Below are 19,841 nucleotides of genomic sequence, written 5' to 3'. Positions count from 1 at the left end.
ACCCCGTCAGGGTGCGGTCACGCCTTGGTCTCCAGCGTTTCCACGTCGAGTTGGAGGAGGCTGCGCATGGAGGCATTCCGGAAGTACTCGCCGAACGCCCGCGGGGACGATGTGTCCCGCTCCTCCTGCAGATAGGGAGCCAACCGGGCCTCGGCCGCATGCACGCCCGGTTGGGTGGCCATGTGCTTGCCCACGGCAGCCAGATCACCCTCGTAGTGGATGACCCGGACCATCACATCGTCCTTGATGAAGAGTCCGGTCCCGAGAATGCGACCGGTCTGCTGACCGTCGTCGGACCGCAGGTCCGCGGTGTCCACCCGGTTGAAATTCTCGAAGATCTTGGCGATCTCATCCTCGTGACCGGGCTTCACCCGGTACATGATCGCTCCGTACGGCATCCGATTCCTCCCACAGAATTCGATCTCGACAGCGACCGGTCGCCCGGCGGGACGGCCGTGCTGTGCTGGTCAGCTGGGTTGCGCCAGGCTGGTATTGATCATCTTCAGCAGGATGCGCGGTGTTTCCGCCTCGACCACGGCGTCGTCCGAAAGGTCGATCCTGCGCTCCCGCTTGATGACACCGGTCACCTGGAGCAGCGCGAGCGAGTCGTATCCGAGTTCCATGAAGGGGGTGTCCTGGACGTCTCCGTCGAGGTCGACACCGTCGGGCTCGCCCGCGCACTCGCGCAGCTTCGCGGTCAGCTCCTGCAGAGTGAAATCACTCATCCGGTTTCCTCTCCTCACTGTCGTGAGCCCGCTGAAGGACCCGGACGGCAGCGTGACCACCCTTCCTCCAGAAGGACTTGAGCCGGAGTGGGCCGGGGCGGTCGCGAGCGCTCCCCCGGCGCCGTGGTGCTGCGGAGCCCGGCCCGCGGCCGCGTCCCGGATTCGACCGGTCTTCCAGTACCCGCCGAGAGATCCCTGCGACGTTGCCGCGAACTGACCGTGGACCCACAGTCGAGAGAGGGATGAGCATGGTGTTGCTGCAAGTGCTGAGCGTCGCCGTGATCCTGGGCACCGGCATCGTCGCCGGAGTGCTGTTCGCCGTGGCGATCAGTGTCATGCCCGCGTTGATCGCGATGCCTGCGGACCGGTACATCACGACGCACAGGCTTCTCGGCCGCCGCTACGACCACATCATGCCGTACCTCGTCATGACCTCCGTGGTCGTCGACGTCTTCGCGGCCTTCCGGACCGAGTCCACCGCGAGCCGGCCGCTGTTCGCCGTGGCGGGCGCTTTCATGGTGGGTGTCGCCGTTGTCTCCCAGACCCGGAACGTGCCGATCAACAACCGGGTGAAGAGCCAGGACGAGAACAACCTCAGCCCCGACTGGCAGGACCCGCGCCAGCAGTGGCGCAACTGGCATGCGTTGCGTACCGCGTTCGCGATCGTGGCCCTGATCCTGACCGCCTCGGCCGTGGCAGTGCTCCGATGAGCCCCACCGCGCGGCCCCTGATCGAACTGGGACGGCCTGGCGACGAGGGCCTGCCTGACAACGCGGCCGTGATCGCCGCGCTGTCCGCGCCTGCTCCGGGACCCATGGCGCAGCGGTTGCTGCTGCTGCACTTCACCGGCCGGCGCACGGGGCGGGCGTTCACCATCCCGGTGGGCGCGCACACCCTCGACGAGGATCTGGTGCTGGCCACTTCGGGCAACTGGCGGCACAACTTCGCGGGGGGTGGGGATGCCGAGATCACCTGGCAGGGGGACCGCCGGCCCGCCCGCCTGGATCTGGTGACGGACCCGGTCCGGATCGCGAACGGCTATCTCCGGCTGATCCGCCTCTACGGTCCCGCCGCGCAGCGCCGGCTCGACCTCACGATCCACCCGGACCGCCCGCCGACCACCGCGGATCTGCGGGACGCGGTCGAACGGTACGGGCTCAGTCTCATCGACGTACGACTGTCCGCCCCCCGGCCTCCTGCCCCCTCGCATCCCGGGGCGCAGGACGCAGCCGGCACATAGCCACGATCACCCAAGTCGGCCCGGCCCTCGCGCGAACGTCTCGTGCGGGGGCCGAGCAGCGCTCCAGTGCCGCGAGAGCGCGAGGGTGACGATAGGTGCCGGGGCCGTTCCCGGCCCGCATCGGCGGGACCGAGCAGGTCCGCCGACCCCCTTGCCGCCTTCGGAGGCCGCCCATGCCGTTCGCCGCCATCACCTACGACATCAAGGCCGGTTATGAGAAGGAGATCGGGGAGATCTTCGGCGGATTCCGTCGGGTGGGCTCCCCCGTCGTCGAGGGCGCCGACGGCGCGGAGACGACCCGGATCCTCGCCACCGCTGTCTTCATCAGGGACGCCACGATGGTCCGGGTCATCGAGTACGAAGGCGACCTCCAGGACGTGGCCCGCTTCATGGCCTCCCAGCCCGGCGTCCAGGAGGTGGAGCGCAAGCTCGCCCCGTATCTCTCACGGCCCCGCGACACCGGTACGCCGGAGGGTTTCATCGCCACCTTCAACCGGAGCCTGCTCACCTGCCTGACCCAGATCTCGGCCCGCGAATCCTGATCCACGCGCCGGCCCGCCCTGTCACTGTGCCGGTCAGCCGGCGCGCACCACTCGCAGCGGTCCCCCGCCGGTCAGCGAACCGACCGGGTCGCATTCGAGTCCCGGGTCCGACGCGAGCATCGCCTGCTGCAGTTCCTGCAACGCCGCGGACGGGTCGAGTCCCAGCTCCCTGCCGAGCACCACGCGCATGCGGTGGTAGGCCTCAAGGGCGCCGCCCCGGCGGCCGGCCCGGTACAGGGCGAGCATCAGCTGGCCCTGCAACCTCTCGTGCGTGGGGTGCTGGGCAGCCAGCCCGGCCAGTTCGCCCAGAATCTCGTGGTGCCGGCCGAGCTGCAGATCGGCCTCGATGCGCTGGCTGAGGATGCTCATCCGCGATTCCTCCAGCCGAGTCACCTCCGCCTCCAGCAACGGGCCGACCTGCACGTCCACGAGCGCCGGGCCGCGCCACAGTGCGAGCGCCTGCTGGAACAGCAGCGCTGCCCCGGAGTGGTCGCCGGACTCCAGGGCCCGGTGGCCGGCACCCGCCAGCCGCTCGTACTCCACGGAGTCCACCACACCGCCCTGGGTGTCTAGCAGGTAGCCTCCCGCCTCGGTGACCAGGACGCTCTTGGCTCCCAGCGGCAGATCGCGCTGGTCCTCACCGGCCAGTGACCTGGTGATCAGGTTCCGGATCTGCAGGATGTACGTCTGCAGGGTGGTCTGCACGCTGCGCGGCGGATTGCCGCCCCACAACTCCTCGATCAGCGAACTCACCGAGACCACCCGGTCCGGCTGCAGGGCGAGCAGGGCGAGCACCTTGCGGGGCTTGATCGCAGTCGGGACGACTGATTGTCCCGCCTGCGTCACCCGGCAGGGGCCAAGCACACCAATGTCCATCTTCTCGGCTCCTCTCGAGGGTCAGATGGCCGGTTCCAGCGGACGCCGCTCTTCGAGCTCGGCGCGCAGCAGATCGGCCAGGTCGGCGTCCCTTACGAACAAGTGGTCCCCGGGCACCGAGCCCGTCCGGAAACCCTCGGGCGCGTAGCGGGACCAGGCATGTACCGCACCCGGCGGTACCAGCAGGTCGTCCTGGCCGGACACGGCCAGCACCGGGCACGGGAGCGGGTCTCCCGCCGCGGCCCGCAGGCCGGCGGCGAGCAGCAGATCGTCCCGCATGATCGCCATCGTGAGTTGCAGCCACTGCGGCCGGTCCAGCAGCTGGCTGGTGATGCCGCCGGACGCCCTCATCACCGAGAGCACCCGTTCGTCGGACCCTTCCGCACCCTCCAGGTCCGGCATCCCCAAGTGCGGTGCGGAGCAGGCTCCGACCGTCAGCACCTCGGGCGGACGTCCTCCCGACCTGTGGTGGTGGAGGGCGAAGGAGTAGGCGACCAGGGCGCCGAGACTGTGCCCGTAGAGGGCGTACGGTCGGTCGAGAAAGGGCCCCAGCTCGGCTTCCAGTTCGCGCGACAACTGTTCTCCATCGGTGACGCGCTCTTCACGCAATCGCGTCTCACGTCCGGGGAGCCGTACCGGGATAACGGAAATGTCAGAGCCGAAACGATTCTGCCATCGAGCGAACGACATTGCGCCGCCACCCGCGTGGTGAAAGCAGAAAAGCCGAAGCCTGGCGGCCATTTTTGGTCTCACCGCCAGATATCCACCCACAGCCGACCGCCTCCTGGACTTGTTCCGCCCGCATCCGGACGGATGCCGCGATCGTCCACAGGCCGCCTGGAAGGTCACTGGACGCAGGCTGGAGCAGCCGGCCGGGCCTCAGCCGATACTCGCCACTCCGACCACCGCGCCGGGGTGAACCCCGTCGAGTACCGGGTCCGCGGAGAGAATCGCCCGTTGCAGGCGCTGCACCCGGGCGGAAGGCTCGAGCCCCAGCTCGTCCACGAGACCGGACCGCAGCCGGCGAAATGCCTCGAGCGCCTGCGAAGGGCGGCCGCACCGGTAGAGCGCCAGCATGAATTGTGCGTGCAGGTTCTCGTGCAGCGGGAATTCCGCGGTCAGACCGGCCAGTTCGCCGAGCAACTCATGATGCCGGCGCATGGCCAGGTCGGCGTCGAGCCGGCGCTCCAGCGCCGCGAGGCGGCTTTCCCTCAGCCGCATGACCTCGACCTCGAGCAGCGTTCCGTGCTGCAGGTCGACCAGCGCCGGCCCCCGCCACAGGTTCAGCGCATCGCTCAGCCGGCGGGAGGCCCGGGCGACGTCCCCGGCCTCGTAGGCCGCGTATCCCGCCACCGTCAGCTGGTCGAACTGCCAGGCGTCGATGGCCGCGGAGTCCATGCTCAGCTGATAGCCGCTGTGCCGGGTGGCCAGCACGTCCTTCGCTCCGGTGACCGACCCCAGCGCCGCGCTCAGTTTCCGGCGGAGCTGCAGAATGTACGTCTGCAGCGTCGTCGGAGCACTGCGCGGCAGATCGGAACCCCACAGCTCCTCCATCAACCTGGCGACAGTCACGACATGGTTGGCGTTCAGAGCGAGAACGGCCAGGATCTGCCGCGGCTTGGCGGCGCTCGGCACAATCGAAGTGCCGGCTTCGCTCGCCGTCAATGGTCCCAAGACGTTGATCTCCATCGGTGCCGTCCTCTCCCCGTTCCACGCCGCCGTTGTGTCGTCTCGACCCGGCGATCGCTGCGCACATAGGAGCACGAGCAAAGGTTCCCATCGAGGGCATTGACCTGAACAGTGAGATCTTCACGGGTTTCAGGGGAGGGCGGGATTCCGAGATCATGAAATCTTCACATGAGTTCCATGACCGACCCACTGTTCGCTGCCCGATTTTCAGCCGCACACTCCTCGGTGTACCGCCAGGAACGCATCAACCGGCCATGAACAGGTCACAGAACTGGAGAACGAGAATGGACGCAATAGAGCAGGACTGGCGCTTCGCGGAGCTGGTGGCGCTCAGTTGGATCGAGCCGGCCTTAAGCCTCCGGTACGCACAGAACCCCTCCCAGGTACTCGCCGAGTTCGGCTTGCACGTCGCCGGCGACGTCAGCACCCCCGCCCTCCCGCCGGCACCGCAACTGGCGCTGGTGATCGAGGACTTCACGGGAGAGATGAAGGCACGCGGCTCCGTCAGTTGTTTCTGCGCCAAGGGATGATCCACTAAAACCGTGCCGGCACAGGGGGATGCTGCTATGACGGAGTTCAAGGCTCATCTGCGCGCTGAGGTAATACCGGGCGAGGGGACATATCTCTTCTCCGAGCGGGACGTGAAGATGATCGACTGTCCGCAGTTGGAGCTCATGGCTCCGCTCATGGACGGCCGCCGGGGAATCAACGAGATAATCCGGGACGCCGGACGGGAACTCGCCCCGGAGCAAATCGGATACGTACTGGCCCAACTCGCCAATGCCGCACTGGTCGACTTCCGGCGTACCGCACGCACGTTGGAGAACCCGGCCAGGACGGGGCTCGCGTTCTGGGAACTGGCCGGGCTCGACGGCGCGCAGACCGCGGCCCGGCTGGCGGACGGATCGGTTCGCATTCTCACGGTCGGCGCGGTCGACGGCAGCGCGGTAAGGGCCGCGCTGCAGGCCACCGGGGTGTCGGTCCACGCCACCTCCGCGGTGACGGGGTCCAGCTGCGGAATCCCGGGCGCCGACCTGTCCGTCGTGGTCTGCGACGACTACCTGGCCAGCGAACTGGCCGCGGTCGACGCATCGCATCGCGCGGCCGGACGGCCGTGGCTGCTGGCGAAGCCGCACGGGGCCGACATCTGGCTCGGCCCCGTGTTCCAGCCGGGTGAGGGCCCGTGCTGGAACTGCCTCGCCCACCGACTGCGCGGTCACCGGGAAGTGGAGAATCACGTCCAGCGCACGTTGGGGCGTTCCGGTCCACTGCTGATTCCGCAGGCCTCCATACCCCCGAGCCAGGGGGTGGGACTGCACATGGTGGCTCTCGAAGCGGCGAAATGGATGGCCGGGCACCGCTACCACGGGCAGCAGTCCGTACTGACCCTGGACAACTTCACGATGACGGCCCGTCATCACGCGGTACAGCGCCGCCCGCAGTGCGCCTTCTGCGGGGATCCCTCTCTCAGTACCGAACGGATCGGACGTCCGCTGCCGTTGCGTTCGCGTTCCAAGGCGTACGCGAACGGCAGCGGCGACCGGTCCGCCTCTCCCGAGAACGTCCTGGCCCGCTACCGGACGCAGGTCAGCCCGCTGACCGGGGTGGTGAGCCGGCTCGACCCCGACCCGGCCGCGCCACCCGGACTCCAGGTGTACCGGGCGGGCCACAACATGGCGCTGGGGACGCCGGGGCTGCGCTCCTTGCGGCACGGCTTCCGCGGTATGAGCGCCGGCAAAGGTGTGACCTCGGTGGAGGCCGAGGTCGGGGCGCTGTGCGAGGCGCTCGAGAGGTTCTCCGGTGTGTTCACCGGCGAGGAACTGCGCGTACGCGATTCGCTGCGGAACCTCGGCGAGCCGGCCATCCACCCGAACCGCTGCCAGCTCTTCGACGAGCGCCAGTACGCGGACCGGGACCGCTGGAACGCTGCGCACGGGGACTTCCAACAGGTGAACGAGGAGTTCGACGTCACCGCCGACGTGGACTGGACACCGGTCTGGTCGCTCACCGAGCAGCGGCAGCGGCTGCTGCCGACCAGCATGCTGTACTACAACACCCCCGAATCCTCCGGCGGCTTCTGCTCGGCCGACTCCAACGGGTGTGCGGCCGGAAGCAGCCTGGAGGACGCCATCGTGCAGGGCTTCCTCGAACTCGTGGAGCGCGATTCGACGGCCCTGTGGTGGTACAACCGCACCCGCCATCCGGGGCTCAGTCTCAGCGCGTTCGAGGAGCCCTGGATCGCCGAGCGGCGCTCCCTGTACGCGGGCCGGAACCGCGAGCTGTGGGCCCTGGACCTGACCGCCGACTTCGGCATCCCCGCGGTTGCGGCCCTGTCCCGGCGTACGGACAAGGAGGACGAGGACATCGTGATCGGGCTCGGCGCCCACTTCGACATGCGTGTCGCGCTGCGCCGGGCACTCACCGAGCTCGACCAGATGCTGCCCTTTGTCATGAACGCCCGACCGGACGGCGGGGGTTACGAGTGTTCGGGCAACGACATCCTGGATTGGTGCCGTACCGCCACCGTCGCCAACCAACCGTATCTGCTGCCTGATCCGCTGGCTCCGATGTCCACCCCGGACGACTACCCGTACACCGCCCATCCGGACCTGCTCGACGACGTCATGGGAATCCAGCGTCTGGTGGAGGCCAAGGGAATGGAACTGCTCGTCCTCGATCAGACGCGGCCCGACATCGGCCTGCCGGTCGTCAAGGTCATCGTGCCGGGGCTGCGCCACTTCTGGGCCCGCTTCGCACCGGGCCGCCTGTTCGACGTTCCGGTCCTGCTCGGCCGTCGCACGACGCCGCTGGGGTACGAGAACCTCAATCCGGTTCCTCTCTTCCTCTGACATCGCGTCCGCAACACCGCATCCGAAGGAGACCTCCTGTGCATTCAGAACCACGCCCGGACGTAGGCACCGACCTGCGCAGGGTCTCCTTGTGGTCGCTACGGGAGGACGTCCATCTGGAACGGGCATCCTCCGCCGGCGGGGCGGTGCTGCACAGCCGGTGGGGGGACGTGCTCCTGACCGGTCCCGATGAGCTGGTCTACGAATCGCTGCGCAGGATGAGCTTCGGGCCGGTGGACCTGGAGAACATCCTGCGCGCCACCCCCCGGCCGCACGGCGAGATCACCGCGAGCGACCGGGCCCGCCTGCTCACACTCCTCGACAGCGTCTCCTACCTCGTCGTCCGCTCGCTGGGCCTGGACGACACCGAACCGCAACTCCTGGACATGGTCCCGATCGCCCGCGGCGCCCGGCTGGACATCCGGGCGGTGCCGCCCGACCAGCCGATCAGACTCTCCCGGTTCGCCGTACTGCAGACCAAGGACGAGCTGCTGGTCCTGGACTCGGCGCTGTCCCTGCACCGGGCGCAGTTCCGCCGGCCCGAGGCGGCCTGGGTGATCGGGGTGCTCGGCAAGGCGACCACTCTGAAAGCGGCAACGGCCGCGCTGCCGGTGGCGGAGGGCGTGGTGGCGGACATCATCGCCTACCTCGCCGCCGCCGGCATGGTCACGCTCGGCGAACAGGACGGGAACGGGGTGGTGGTCTTCGCCGAGGACCACGATCCCTCGCTCATCACCTGGACCCCGAACGAACTGCTCTTCCACACCCGCACCCGGCTCGGCCGCCATGACGGCGACTTCGGGGCCACTTTCCCCTATCTCGGACAGCTGTCCCCGGAACCGGCGGTCAAGAGCGCGCCCGACGGCGTACGCATCCCGCTGTACCGGCCCGATCTCGACACGGTGCTGGCGGCGGACCCGCCGCTGACCGCGGTACTGGAGACCCGCCGGTCCACCCGCACCTATGCGGAGGAGCCGCTCAGTGATCGGCAACTGGGTGAGTTCCTCTACCGGATAGCGCGCATCCGTTCCCTCTACAGCAGCATCGGTCTGGAGCCCGCCTCCTATCCCGCCAGTAGCCGTCCTTATCCGAGTGGCGGATCGGCCTATGAGCTGGAGTGCTACATCACTCTCAGCCGCTGCGTGGGACTGGCGGCCGGCAATTACTATTACGACCCCTACGGCCACTGTCTGGTACGGCTGGACGACCCGTCGAACTCCGCTGCCGAACTGCTCGCACAGGCGAGCGCCGCCGCGGGTATGACCACGACGCCACAGGTCCTGATCACCATCACCGCCCGCTTCCGCAGGTTGTCATGGAAGTACAGCGGTATGTGGTACGCCCTCGCGCTCAAGCATGTGGGCGTGGTCCAGCAGACGATGTGCTTGGTCGCCACGGCGATGCGGCTCGCTCCCCTGCCGCTGGGCAGCGGAGACATCGAAACGTCGGCGCAGGCCTTCGGACTGGACTGGCGCGAGGAATCCAGTATCGGCGAGCTCCTTCTCGGCCCGCTGGCACCGGACGACACCTCCGCGGAGGCAGAAAGTGCCATGGGATACCCCGTCAATGACAGTGATTGGGGCGAACGATGCGCGGCAACAGCAGGTCATGTTCAGCCTGTAGCGAGTAGTCTTCCGGCACGGCCTGGTGCTCAGCACGATGACCGCTGATCCATTGCTGCAGGGGAGACAGGTAATGGTCGGTGTACGGGGGCAGGTAGAACACGATTTTCCAGGGGGCGACATTCCTGTGCCCCGGCTCGGCCGGGCGATCGTGGCCTTGACCATGCTGGGGTATCTGCTGCTGGGAATCGTCAGCATGCTGGCCCGCCAGGTGCCGACTTCGGAGATGGCATGGGGCGCCGGCATACTCGTTGCGCTATTCCTGCTGCAGAACCTCCATTCCCTCCCCAATCGGGGCGGTGACAGACCTCGTTACTGGATCTGGACGCTGTCGATGCAGGGGCTGCTCACCTATATCCCCTTCTTGATCCTGAAGGACAGCTGGGTGGGGATGCCGGGCTACTTCGCCGGATCACTCCTGTTGTTCCTTCGTGGCAAAGTCTCCTGGCTCAGCGCGTCGGCCGTGGCGATCAGCATGTTCTTCATCGAACAGCACCTCGGGTCCGACGGGTTCAGCGCCTTCTACTACGCGTGTGGTGTCGGCACCATCGGCCTCTCCGTCTTCGGCCTCACCCGGCTGGGAGACCTGCTGGTGGAGGTACAGGCCGCCCGCGCCGAACTCGCCCGGCTGGCGGTGGCCCGGGAGCGGGACCGGGTCGCCAGGGATCTGCACGATCTGCTCGGCTACAGCCTCTCCGCGATCACCCTCAAGGGGGAGCTCGTCTACCGGCTGGTCAACAGCCACCCGGAACGCGCCTGTGAGGAGATCTCGACGATGCTGGCCATCTCCCGCCAGGCACTGTCCGACGTCCGCATGGTGGCGAGCAGTTACCGCGACATGTCGCTGGCCGCCGAGATAGCCGCCACCCGGGCCGTGCTGGTCTCGGCCGACATAGCCACCGTCGTGACCGTCGACTGCGGCCCGCTCGAGGACCGGGTCAACACCGTGCTCTCCACCGTGCTGCGTGAGGGGGTGTCGAATCTGCTGCGGCACAGCAAGGCGCAGAACTGCGTCATAGAAGCGATCCTGGACAAGGGCGTGGTGCGCCTGCGGGTGGAGAACGACGGGCTCAACACCTCCCCGTCCGTCACCGCCCGGCGCGACGGCAGGGGCCTCGACAACCTCTGTACGAGACTCGGCGAGCTGGGCGGCACGCTCAACGCCGCGGCCGCCGAGGACGGCTGGTTCCGGCTGACCGCCCTGGTACCGCTGAGTGGCGCGGCGGCGTAGAGCTCACGCCGGGCCGTTACAGCCAACCGGCGTCGCGGGCGATCCTGATGGCGTCGACCTTGTTACGCGCGTTGAGCTTGGCGAGAATCGTCGTCAGATAGTTGCGGACCGTGCCGACCGACAGGAACAGCCGGGCGGCTATTTCCACCGCCTCCGCACCGTTGGCGGTGAGCCGGAGGACTTCGACCTCCCGCCGGGTGAGCGGGTTCTCGCCGGTGTCCCAGGCGGCCAGGGCCAGTTGGGAGTCGATCACCCGCTCTCCGGCGCGCACGCTGCGGATCGCCTGGGCCAGTTTGGCCGGCGGCGCGTCCTTGAGGATGAAACCGGAGACATGCGCGTCCAGGGCCCGGCGGAGGTTGCCGGGTCTGCCGAGGCTCGTGAGGATCAACGTCCGGCACGACGGCATCTGCTCATGCAGGTCCGCGGCGGCGGTCAGACCGTCGATGCCCGGCAGGTCGATGTCGATCACTGCCACATCGGGGCGTGTCCGAACGGAGGTGGGCACGATCTCGTCCCCGGACTCGACCTCCGCGATGACCTTGATGTCGACCTCGAGGTTCAGCAGGGCGACCAGCGCACCGCGGACCATGTGCATGTCCTCCGCGAGGAGAACGTGAATCATGCGTCGCGCCTCCCGGCTCCCAACTGCCAACTTCCGGGTCACAGGATCGCAGATTCAGCCACGTTAGGCATACGGATGAGCAGATTACGTGAACGGCCGATACCAATGGTCGCAGGAAACGACCTCCGGCCCGGTCCTGAGCCGGTCCTACCCGTGCCGCACCAGACGTTTGAGGTCCGGGTCGACGACCTCGTGCAGGGGGCGGAGCCGGTCGGTGAGGAACAGCTGGCGCATGGCGGCGCGTTGCAGCTTTCCGCTGGTGGTCCGGCGGACCGTCCCGGGCCGGACCAGCACCACGTTCCGCACCGGCATCGCGAACTCCCGCGACACGCTCTGCTGGACCGCCGACACCAGGCCGGGCAGATCCGCGTCGAAGGTGCGCCCTGACCTCACCTCCTGGACGACCACCACATGCTCGCGGTCGGAGTCGACGGCGAAGACCACCGTCGAGCTGAACAGGGCGCTCACCCGCTGCACGGTGCGCTCCACGTCCTGCGGGTACAGATTGCGCCCGGCGACGATCATGACGTCCTTCAGCCGGCCGGTGACGAACAGCTCGCCGTCCCGCACCACTCCGAGGTCTCCGGTGCGCAGGAAGCCGCTCTCACCGGTCGAGGTGACCGCCTGGAATGAGTACGCGGTCTCCGCCGGCCGGTTCCAGTACCCCTGGGCGACGCTGTCGCCACGGATCCAGATCTCGCCTATCGCCCCGGGCATCTTCACCCGGCCGCTCTCCGGGTCGACGATCCGCAGGTCGAAGTCCCGGACCAGACCGGAGCCGACGAGGGTGCGGACGGACCGGCCGGGCATGGGGTCCTCCAGCCGGTGCCGCTCCAGCGCGCCGGCGTCCACCGGCAGTTGGGGCGCCCGGCTGCCGGGGATGCCGCCGGACACCAGCAGCGTCGCCTCCGCCATGCCGTAGCAGGGGTAGAGCGCGGAAGGGTCGAGACCGGCGGGCTTGAACTTCTCGGCGAAGGCGCACAGCGTCTCCGCCCGCACCGGCTCGGCCCCGTTGACGGCGTTCTCCCAGCGGGAGAGGTCCAGTTCGGCGACCTGCTCGTCGGTGACGCGCTGTACGCACAGCTCATAGGCGAAGTTGGGGCCCCCGCCGGTGGTGATCCCGTACTCCGAGACCATCTGCAGCCAGCGCACCGGACGCCGTACGAAGCTCATCGCCGGCATGATCACGCCCTGCGCGCCCAGCCACAGCGGGTGCAGCAGATGGCCGACCAGGCCCATGTCGTGGTGGAAGGGCAGCCAGCCGCCGATCCTGGACCGGGCCCCGGTGCCCATCGCCCGCTGGATCGCCCGCTGGTTGGCGAGCAGATTGCGGTGCGAGATCATCACGCCCTTGGGCTCGCTGGTGGAGCCCGAGGTGTACTGCAGGAAGGCGAGGTCGTCCAGCGAGAGGTCCGGGCGCCGCCAGTCGTCCGGGTCGGCCGGCGCGATGGCGTCGGCGGGCAGCGCGTCGGTCGCCAGGCACACCACGTCGCCGTGGCCGGCCTCGGCCAGCAGCTGGGAGATGACCGGCGCGTGCCGGGAGTCGGTGAGGGCGAACGACGCGGCGGAGTCCTTCACGATGCCGGCCACGCGTTCGATGTGCCGGCGGGTGCCGCCGGGTGGCGGGGCGGGCACCGCGACCGCTCCGGCGTACAGACAGCCGAGGAAGCAGGCGATGAACAGCGGACCCTGGTCCTGGAGTATCAACACCCGCTTACCGGCCGCGTTGTGGTCCTGCAGCCAGGCGCCCAGCCGCCGGGCCTCCCGGTCGAGGCGGCCGTAGGTGATCCGGTCGACGGTCGCGGCCCCGTCGCGTCCCTCCCCGGTGAAGGCGAAGGCCTCTTGGCCGGTCCGCGCCTGCGCTTGCTGCCGCACTAATTCTGCGAAGTCCGCTTGTCCAGACAAGGCTGCTCCCCCGTTGGCGTCGCCGTACGGGGTCAGAATGAGCTCGTCGCCTCAAACCCGCCTTGAACCTGAGTGGTCAGGGGCGTTCGAACTCGTGGACAAGGCCCAGCTGGCGGGCGGCTTCCCGTTCGAAGGCACTCAGCGGGACGTCCGGACGGACCGTCTCCGGGTGCCCGTCGGCAGGGCCCGCGTAGCCGGCGATCGGGTCTGCGTAGTCGTGGCCCGGCTTACGCTGCTGCCGTCCCAGCCCCGCGGTCCGGCCCGACGGGTAGAGGTACGGGGTGATGGGCACGTAGAACGTCCCGTAGGTCACCAACGCCCGGTAGACCGGGCCCAGGAAGTAGGTGACAGACCACTTGGCGAGCTGGCTCATCTAAGGCCTCCGTGGGATTCCGCGCCTCCGTCCGGCGCTGCGTCCATGGTGTCCGCAGCCGCTCAAGGACGACTCCAGCACGAGTCATGGAAGTTCTGATCCGGTTCCACCGGATCTCCTTGACGGGACGTCGACCGGATCACGAGCCCGGCGGCGGACGCTCGGCCGGGGCGCGCTCCGGCGCTCCACCGCCCCCGAGGAGTGTCACTGTGACCACCTACCCGCCGCCCCGGCCGTCCGCGACGCAGGTGCCACCGGCCTACGAGGAACTCCGCGCGGGCTGCCCGGTCGCCCGGGTCACCCTGCCCAGTGGCGACCCGGGATATCTGGTGAGCCGCTACGAGGATGTCCGTGAAGTGCTCGGCGGCGCCGACTTCAGCCGAGCGGCCACCGTCCTCCCTGAGGCGCCGAAACTGACCGCGATGCCGTTCGACGCCGGCGGTCTGTTCACCCTGGACCCGCCCGAGCACACCCGTCTGCGGGCCCTGGTCACCGCCGAGTTCACCGCGGGCCGGGTGCGCGCGCTGCGGCCGCGGATCGAGCAGGCCGCCGAGCGGCTCGTCGACGAGATGATCACCGCGGGCGAGGGCGTCGACCTCATCGGCGCCTACGCGTTCCCGCTGCCCGCCTTCGTCATCTGCGAACTGCTGGGGGTGCCCTACGAGGACCGGGACCGCTTCCGCGGCTGGTCCGACGCGCTGCTGTCGCTCACCGCGCACTCCCCCGAGGTGATGCGGGCCAACCGCGACGAACTGGTGGGGTATCTCGCGGACCTGGTCGGCGCCAAGCGCCTCGAGCCCGGCGACGATCTGCTCAGCGCGCTGGTGCAGGCGCACGACGAGCACGGCAGCCTCAGTCATCTGGAACTCCTCACGATGGCGATGACGCTGCTGGTCGCGGGGCACGAGACGACCGCCGGAATGATCGGCACCTGCGCGTTCACCCTGCTGCGCGAGCCGGACGGCTTCGCGGCGCTGCTGCGCCGGCCCGCCTCCGTGGTGGAGGAACTGCTCCGCTACAACCCGATGGGCGACGGCGGCCCGCTGCGCGTGACGCTGCGGGACACCGAGGTCGCGGGCGTGCCGATCCCCGCCAACAGCGCCGTCATCGCGTCGATCTGCTCCGCCAACCGCGACGAGCGGGTCTTCCCGGACGCGGACAGCTTCCGCCCCGGCCGGCCCGGCCCGTCGCATCTGGCGTTCGGTCACGGTGTGCACCACTGCCTGGGCGCGCCGCTGGCCCGCGCCGAACTGGAGATCGCTCTGACGACGCTGGCGCGCGCGCTGCCGAAGCTGCGGCTGGCCGTTCCCGAGCAGGACATCACGATGCACACCGGACTGCTGGTGAACCGGCTGACGGCGCTGCCGGTCACCTGGTGACGTAGCCGGCCGCGTCCCGCGGTCCGTAACCGCAGGCGCGGTCCCAGCCGATGTGCCCGAGCCAGGCGAGGCCCGCGACGGCGAGGCGGCGGCGCCCGGTGAGCGCCGCCGCCGTCAGCAGGACGGCCGGGACCGCGGGCGAGTGCAGCACGTTGTACGGGCGCACCGCGTAGGACGGCATCCGGTGCCAGGTGGGCGCTCCGGCGATGCCGAGCAGCAGGGCGGTGTCCGGCGCCACCGCGCAGAACCACAGCACCTTGTCGTGTCTCCCGCCCAGCGCCACCGCGCCGCCCAGCGCGCCCAGGCCCACTGCCAGGCTCACCGCGCGCCCGACGGGGTGGCGGTGCGCCCAGGTGGCCGGAGCGCCGCTCCAGCGGGCCGTGGCGGGGGCCGACGGCGGGGTCGGGGGCCGGCCCCGCGAGGCGGTGTGCGTGACCGGCGGGGCGGTTGCGCCGCGGGGGTTCAGGGTCATCAGGCGGCTTCCGGTACCGCGCCGGGCGTCGCCGGCGCGGCGGCGGCGAGCGCGGCCCCCAGCAGCAGCCCGCGGGTGTGGTCGAGGTGGGCGGGCGCGCCGTGCACGTCGTCGAGGACCGTCACCTCGCCCGGGACGGCCGCTCTGCGGAGCACGGCGGCCTCGCCCAGCGGCACGATCTCGTCGCGCAGCGCGGCGATGTAGTGGACGGGGATCCGCAGCGCGCCGAGCTCCTCGTCGGTGAGGCCCCAGCCGCGGGTGTACCCGAAGACGAGGGACGGCGGGACGCCGGTGGTGTGGGCCAGCGCGGCGAGGGTGGTGCGGGGCACCTGGCGCTGCCAGGCCTCGTCCTCGAAGAAGAGCCGCAGCGGGGCGCCCACGGTGGCGACGCAGGCCAGCCGGGAGTCCACCAGGGCGCAGCGCAGCGCGAGATGGCCGCCGAAGCTAAGCGCGATGGCGGCGGTGCGGCTGACATCGGCCCGGCCCGAGAGCGCGTCAAGGATCGCGGAGAGCATCCGGGGCGAACGCGGCCCGTACGGCACGGTGTTCTCGCCCACGCCGGGCAGTTCGGTGACGGCGAGCGCGACACCGAACGCCTCGGCGTGCACCAGCAGCGGCGCCCACTGCTCCTTGACGCTGACGATGCCACCCATGACGACGATCAGCGGTTTCGGGTCGGTGGCCGACAGCCCGGCGGTCCAGCAGACGGCGGTGCCGTCCTCCAGCGGGACCTCCAACCGCTCGATGCCCGCGCCCTGTTCCGCCCGCCAGGTGTCGAACGCGGCGACGCAGCGGCGCTGGGCTTCCTGGCGGGGCGCGTCCCCGGGGTACGGGAAGCGGGCCATGGCGTAGTGGCGGGAGGCCTCCAGGTGCAGTCCCTGGCCGGTGAGCCGGTCGCCCTCCGCGCTCCAGACGCGTCCCCAGGAGCGCGGACGGTCGCCCCACGGCTCGGTGATCCGGGCCAGCAGCTCCTGGGCGGCGCCGGGTTCGATGCCCTGGGCCTGTGCGTGCAGCAGGGACAGCCCGCGCAGTTCCTCCAGGCCGATGGCGTCGTCGGCACCGAGCCGTGTGGTCATGTCCGCGCCTCCTGCTCGTGCTCGTCGTGGTCCTCACGCCGTGCGCCGCGGGCCCGCTCGGCCCGCTGGTCGGCGAAGTACGCCGGCTCCAGCATCCGGGCACGCAGCCGGGCGGAGCGGTCGAGCGCCCGGTAGACGCCGCGGCGCACCGCCACGGCGGCCGGGGCCGACCAGGTGAAGATCCGCTCCTGGCGCAGTTGCAGCCGCCGGGAGCGGGCCACCTCGCGGGACCGCTGTCGCTGGAACTGTCCCGTGGCGCGGTCGAGTCCGGCTGGTTCCCCGCTGTGGAGCGCCGCGGCGGCGAGCGGCGCGAGGGCCGTCGCGTCGGCGAGGGCGTGGTTGACGCCCTGCCCGAGGACCGGCGACAGGGTGTGCGCGGCGTCTCCGATCAGCACGATGCCCGGCGCCGACCAATGCGGCACGGTGGTGCTGAAGATGTCCAGCAGCGCGGTGTCGGACCAGTCCCGCAGCGTCTGCCGGGCGGGCTCCGCCAGTTCGGGGGCCAGCTCGCCGAGCCGTTCGTGCAACGCGTCCAGCCCTGATCTGCGCAGTTCGCGCAGGCCGCCCTTGGGGATGTTGAGGCCCACCCGGACAGTGCCGCCGGAGTCGGGGAGCAGCAGGGCGTGCCGGTCGCCGCGGATCCGGATCCGGTAGGCCGCGTCCGTCCACTCGACGGGGCGCGGCAGCCGCATCCAGATCACGTCCCGGTCCAGCGGCCGTACCCGGGCGTCGAGTTCGGCGAGTTTGCGGATCCTGCCGTAGCGGCCGTCCGCGCCGACGGTGAGCCGGGCGCGGATCTCGCACTCCACCCCGCCGGGCCCGGCGGCCCGCACACCGGTGATCCGTCCGTCCGCGGACAGCAGGCCCTTGGCGGTCCAGCCGCGCAGCATCCGGAAGCCGTCCTGGCACCGCGCCGCGGCCTCGATCTCCGCGAGCAGCAGGGACTGCGGGATCTCCAGCGGGAAACGGTACGGATAGGGGAAGGACTCGAAGCCGACGTCGAGTACGGTCCTGCCGCCGTCGGCGACCTCCAGCCGGCGCACCGGCAGGGCGATGGCGCGCAATTGTTCCAGGACGCCGCAGCGGTCCAGCAGCCGGACGCCGTCCGGGGACAGCGACTCGCCGCGGAAGTCGCGGCGGCCGCCGGCGGAGCGTTCCAGCACGGTCGTGCGCACCCCGAGCCGTACCAGTGCGAGGGCCAGCGCGAGTCCGGCCGGCCCGCCGCCGACCACGACCACGTCGGTCCCGGCGGGCGGCGGGGCGGCGGTCATGCCGCCACTCCGGCTCCGGTCAGCGGCACGTCGGTCGCGGCGGTGGCCTCGGCGGCCGGCTGCGGCGCCTCGGCCGGCTGGTGCAGCAGCGCGGTGACCAGGCCCTCGTCGAGCATGGTGCCGGCCCGGGTGTCGTCGGTGTCGCCGAAGCCCGCGTCGTACAGCGCCCAGCTGGCGGTGTAGCGGCCTTCGACGCGGCAGGTGCCGAACGCCCACTCCTCACCGGTGCCGGGCGAGCCGTCCGGTCTGAGCACTTGGACGGGATGCCCGCTGGGGCCGAAGCCGAACTCGTTGAACCGGAACCGCATGCCCTGGCCGATGGCCTTGCTGTACGCCTCCTTCAGCGTCCACAGCCGCACCATCTCCTGGTTGCGGTCGCTCTCCCTGACCTGGGACAGCATGGTGCGCTCGTACGGGGTGCACACCTGCCGTTCGATGCCGGAGACCAGCATGGAGCGGTCCTCCAGCTCGGCGTCCACGCCGATCCAGCCGCGCCGGGTGATGCCGACCAGCAGCAGTTCCTCGGTGTGGCTGAGGCTGATGTCGATCTGGTCGCAGCCGCGCAGGTACGGGCGGCCACCGGGCTTGTAGGCCAGCTCCACGGTGGCCGGCGGGGCCTGGATCGCCTGCGCCGCCACGTGTTTGAGCAGCAGCCGGGAGGCGGCGAAGCGCTCCCGCACATGGTGGTGGCGCATCGCCTGGTAGCGGTGCCAGTCCCGTCCGAGGACCGGGCGCAGCTCCGGGTCGTCGAGGTTCTCGGGCACCCAGTCCGACAGCAGGGCGTGGACCATGACGCTGCCACGCTCGTCCAGCGCCTCAACCACGCGGTGCCACGGGCCTTCCGGACTGGTCACCCTGATGGGCCGGCCGATCACCGGAACGGCGTTGGGGGGCGTCCCACCCCCCGGGAAGAGCGGCATCGCATGCCTCCAGGAGTAGTGCCAGGTCGTCCAGTACGTCGGCGGCCGCCGCGCCGTCGAGCACGCGGTGGTCGAAGGTCAGACCCAGGCGCAGCACCGGCGCCACGGCGACTCGCGTCGCACGGGCCACCGGAACCTCGGCGATCCGGCCCGCGGTCAGGGTGACCGCGGTACCACCGTAGGAGTGGAAGGTGTCCACCCTGCGGTGGCCGAGAGAGCTGACCGCCACGGTCCCGAGCAGTTCGGCCCGGCGGGCCCCGCTGCTCACGGCCGTCCGGAAGGCGAGGTGCCCGAGCGGCGGGGGCAGCCGGCCGAGCCGGCGCACCCCCTCCGCTCCCGGCAGGTCCTCGGCGGCTCCGTTCCGGTAGCGGTCGACGAGTTGCTGGATTCCGGCCAGGTCCAGCCGGTCCACGTCGGGCAGCACCGCCACGCGCACCGCGCGCCGGCCCTCGTCGGCGGTTCCGCTGTCGATGGCCAGCTTCGCGTGCACCCGTTCGTAGCGCAGGGTGCGCGGCACGATACCGCCGGCCGTCGTCGCGTTGGCCTCCGGGTGGTCGGCCAGTACCCGGCCGGCGGCGTACAGCAGATAGCTCACCACGGAGTACCTGCGGCCCTCGGCACGGGCCGCGGCCCGGTGTGCCTGGACGCCGGTCATGTCGATGTCGGCGCCCAGGTGCACGGGGGCCGCGGCACGGGCCCACCGCAGGAAGTACCGGGTGTGGCGGCGGGCCCGGTCGGACCGCGCGGTGTCCTGACGTGCCGTGGTCCGGCCTGTCCCGGCCTGACCCGACGCGGCCTGGGGCGTCACAGCCCCACCGCCAGCGCGTGGATCTCGGCGAGGGTGCCCGCCGTGACGACCTCGGCGACCGGCAGCGGCCGCCCGGCCTCCTCCTCCAGTACCGCGACGAGCCGGAACAGCAGTAGCGAGTCCCAGCCCGGGAGCGCGTCCAGGGGCGACCCGGCGTCCTCCGGGCGCAGGAACAGGCCCAGTTCCTGGTTGAGCAGGGTGATCATGTCCTCGACTCCTGTCACTGTGCCTCCTCCTTCAT

22 protein-coding genes are annotated in these 19,841 nt (G+C 70.3%); 8 read left to right on the top strand and 14 right to left on the bottom strand.

Annotated features, from left to right (window positions below; genetic code table 11):
- Positions 1 to 17: 17 nt before the first annotated feature.
- Both C8250_RS36955 and C8250_RS36950 read right to left on the bottom strand, forming a co-directional pair.
- Positions 18 to 398 (bottom strand): SchA/CurD-like domain-containing protein, encoded by a 381-nt coding sequence (locus tag C8250_RS36955; RefSeq protein ID WP_138356844.1) that lies wholly within the window; start codon positions 396 to 398, stop codon positions 18 to 20.
- Positions 399 to 467: 69 nt separating this feature from the next.
- Entirely contained in the window at positions 468 to 725 is a 258-nt protein-coding gene (locus C8250_RS36950) for an acyl carrier protein (RefSeq protein WP_138356845.1), read from the bottom strand.
- A 248-nt stretch (positions 726 to 973) separates the two neighbouring features.
- Here C8250_RS36950 and C8250_RS36945 point away from each other — a divergent pair, with 248 nt between their 5' ends.
- From C8250_RS36945 to C8250_RS36935, 3 genes are all read left to right on the top strand, one after another.
- The gene (locus C8250_RS36945) at positions 974 to 1,435 is read left to right on the top strand and encodes a DUF1772 domain-containing protein (protein ID WP_187145135.1); all 462 of its coding nucleotides are present in this window, start codon (positions 974 to 976) and stop codon (positions 1,433 to 1,435) included.
- Complete coding sequence (locus C8250_RS36940) at positions 1,432 to 1,965, top strand: hypothetical protein (protein WP_138356846.1); 534 nt, start codon at positions 1,432 to 1,434, stop codon at positions 1,963 to 1,965. The genes C8250_RS36945 and C8250_RS36940 overlap by 4 nt, the downstream gene beginning before the upstream one ends.
- Before the next feature lie 173 nt (positions 1,966 to 2,138).
- Positions 2,139 to 2,507 (top strand): SchA/CurD-like domain-containing protein, encoded by a 369-nt coding sequence (locus C8250_RS36935; protein WP_138356847.1) that lies wholly within the window; start codon positions 2,139 to 2,141, stop codon positions 2,505 to 2,507.
- Between the two features lie 33 nt (positions 2,508 to 2,540).
- Here the strand turns inward: C8250_RS36935 and C8250_RS36930 are convergent, their stop codons facing one another.
- The 3 genes from C8250_RS36930 to C8250_RS36920 form a co-directional block, all read right to left on the bottom strand.
- Positions 2,541 to 3,383: an AfsR/SARP family transcriptional regulator gene (locus C8250_RS36930; protein WP_138356848.1), complete on the bottom strand. Its 843-nt coding sequence runs from the start codon at positions 3,381 to 3,383 to the stop codon at positions 2,541 to 2,543.
- A 21-nt stretch (positions 3,384 to 3,404) separates the two neighbouring features.
- On the bottom strand, positions 3,405 to 4,124 hold the full coding sequence (locus tag C8250_RS36925) for an alpha/beta fold hydrolase (protein ID WP_138356849.1): 720 nt from the start codon (positions 4,122 to 4,124) through the stop codon (positions 3,405 to 3,407).
- Between the two features lie 138 nt (positions 4,125 to 4,262).
- A complete protein-coding gene (locus tag C8250_RS36920; protein ID WP_138356850.1) occupies positions 4,263 to 5,072 on the bottom strand; it encodes an AfsR/SARP family transcriptional regulator in 810 nt (269 codons plus the stop codon).
- Between the two features lie 284 nt (positions 5,073 to 5,356).
- Here C8250_RS36920 and C8250_RS36915 point away from each other — a divergent pair, with 284 nt between their 5' ends.
- From C8250_RS36915 to C8250_RS36900, 4 genes are all read left to right on the top strand, one after another.
- Positions 5,357 to 5,602 carry a hypothetical protein gene (locus C8250_RS36915; RefSeq protein WP_138356851.1) on the top strand — a complete coding sequence of 82 codons (246 nt, stop codon included), beginning with the start codon at positions 5,357 to 5,359 and terminating at the stop codon, positions 5,600 to 5,602.
- Positions 5,603 to 5,638: 36 nt separating this feature from the next.
- Positions 5,639 to 7,921 carry a TOMM precursor leader peptide-binding protein gene (locus C8250_RS36910; protein ID WP_138356852.1) on the top strand — a complete coding sequence of 761 codons (2,283 nt, stop codon included), beginning with the start codon at positions 5,639 to 5,641 and terminating at the stop codon, positions 7,919 to 7,921.
- A gap of 38 nt (positions 7,922 to 7,959) precedes the next feature.
- The gene (locus C8250_RS36905; protein WP_138356853.1) at positions 7,960 to 9,591 is read left to right on the top strand and encodes a SagB family peptide dehydrogenase; all 1,632 of its coding nucleotides are present in this window, start codon (positions 7,960 to 7,962) and stop codon (positions 9,589 to 9,591) included.
- A gap of 115 nt (positions 9,592 to 9,706) precedes the next feature.
- Complete coding sequence (locus C8250_RS36900; protein ID WP_232485772.1) at positions 9,707 to 10,774, top strand: histidine kinase; 1,068 nt, start codon at positions 9,707 to 9,709, stop codon at positions 10,772 to 10,774.
- 16 nt (positions 10,775 to 10,790) lie between these two features.
- On the opposite strand, the gene C8250_RS36895 is transcribed toward C8250_RS36900, so the two are convergent.
- The 3 genes from C8250_RS36895 to C8250_RS36885 all read right to left on the bottom strand — a co-directional run bounded on the left by C8250_RS36895 (position 10,791) and on the right by C8250_RS36885 (position 13,674).
- Positions 10,791 to 11,396, bottom strand: a complete 606-nt coding sequence (locus C8250_RS36895) for a response regulator transcription factor (protein WP_138356855.1) — start codon at positions 11,394 to 11,396, stop codon at positions 10,791 to 10,793.
- Positions 11,397 to 11,543: 147 nt separating this feature from the next.
- A complete protein-coding gene (locus C8250_RS36890) occupies positions 11,544 to 13,271 on the bottom strand; it encodes a fatty acyl-AMP ligase (RefSeq protein WP_138356861.1) in 1,728 nt (575 codons plus the stop codon).
- Positions 13,272 to 13,377: 106 nt separating this feature from the next.
- Positions 13,378 to 13,674: a DUF6059 family protein gene (locus C8250_RS36885; protein WP_138356856.1), complete on the bottom strand. Its 297-nt coding sequence runs from the start codon at positions 13,672 to 13,674 to the stop codon at positions 13,378 to 13,380.
- A gap of 209 nt (positions 13,675 to 13,883) precedes the next feature.
- Here C8250_RS36885 and C8250_RS36880 point away from each other — a divergent pair, with 209 nt between their 5' ends.
- Positions 13,884 to 15,053, top strand: a complete 1,170-nt coding sequence (locus C8250_RS36880; RefSeq protein WP_244809607.1) for a cytochrome P450 — start codon at positions 13,884 to 13,886, stop codon at positions 15,051 to 15,053.
- On the opposite strand, the gene C8250_RS36875 is transcribed toward C8250_RS36880, so the two are convergent.
- The 6 genes from C8250_RS36875 to C8250_RS36850 are packed head-to-tail and all read right to left on the bottom strand — an operon-like array spanning position 15,043 to position 19,824.
- On the bottom strand, positions 15,043 to 15,525 hold the full coding sequence (locus C8250_RS36875) for a DUF4260 family protein (RefSeq protein ID WP_187145134.1): 483 nt from the start codon (positions 15,523 to 15,525) through the stop codon (positions 15,043 to 15,045). The genes C8250_RS36880 and C8250_RS36875 overlap by 11 nt on opposite strands.
- Positions 15,525 to 16,601, bottom strand: coding sequence for an alpha/beta hydrolase (locus C8250_RS36870; RefSeq protein WP_138354158.1), 1,077 nt, complete (start codon positions 16,599 to 16,601; stop codon positions 15,525 to 15,527). The genes C8250_RS36875 and C8250_RS36870 overlap by 1 nt, the downstream gene beginning before the upstream one ends.
- Positions 16,598 to 17,872, bottom strand: coding sequence for an FAD-dependent monooxygenase (locus tag C8250_RS36865; RefSeq protein WP_138354159.1), 1,275 nt, complete (start codon positions 17,870 to 17,872; stop codon positions 16,598 to 16,600). The genes C8250_RS36870 and C8250_RS36865 overlap by 4 nt, the downstream gene beginning before the upstream one ends.
- Entirely contained in the window at positions 17,869 to 18,696 is an 828-nt protein-coding gene (locus C8250_RS36860) for a 4'-phosphopantetheinyl transferase superfamily protein (protein WP_244809605.1), read from the bottom strand. Before C8250_RS36860 ends, C8250_RS36865 begins: the two co-directional genes overlap by 4 nt.
- Positions 18,689 to 19,600: a 2-oxo acid dehydrogenase subunit E2 gene (locus C8250_RS36855; RefSeq protein ID WP_203673877.1), complete on the bottom strand. Its 912-nt coding sequence runs from the start codon at positions 19,598 to 19,600 to the stop codon at positions 18,689 to 18,691. The genes C8250_RS36860 and C8250_RS36855 overlap by 8 nt, the downstream gene beginning before the upstream one ends.
- Positions 19,597 to 19,824 carry a phosphopantetheine-binding protein gene (locus C8250_RS36850; protein ID WP_138354161.1) on the bottom strand — a complete coding sequence of 76 codons (228 nt, stop codon included), beginning with the start codon at positions 19,822 to 19,824 and terminating at the stop codon, positions 19,597 to 19,599. Before C8250_RS36850 ends, C8250_RS36855 begins: the two co-directional genes overlap by 4 nt.
- Positions 19,825 to 19,841 lie beyond the last annotated feature (17 nt).

The organism is Streptomyces sp. So13.3 (genome assembly GCF_005860785.2).
In the GTDB taxonomy this organism is placed as follows: domain Bacteria; phylum Actinomycetota; class Actinomycetes; order Streptomycetales; family Streptomycetaceae; genus Actinacidiphila; species Actinacidiphila fildesensis.
Note: the sequence above shows the minus strand (reverse complement) of the source record. Positions and strands in the feature narration are given on the sequence as shown.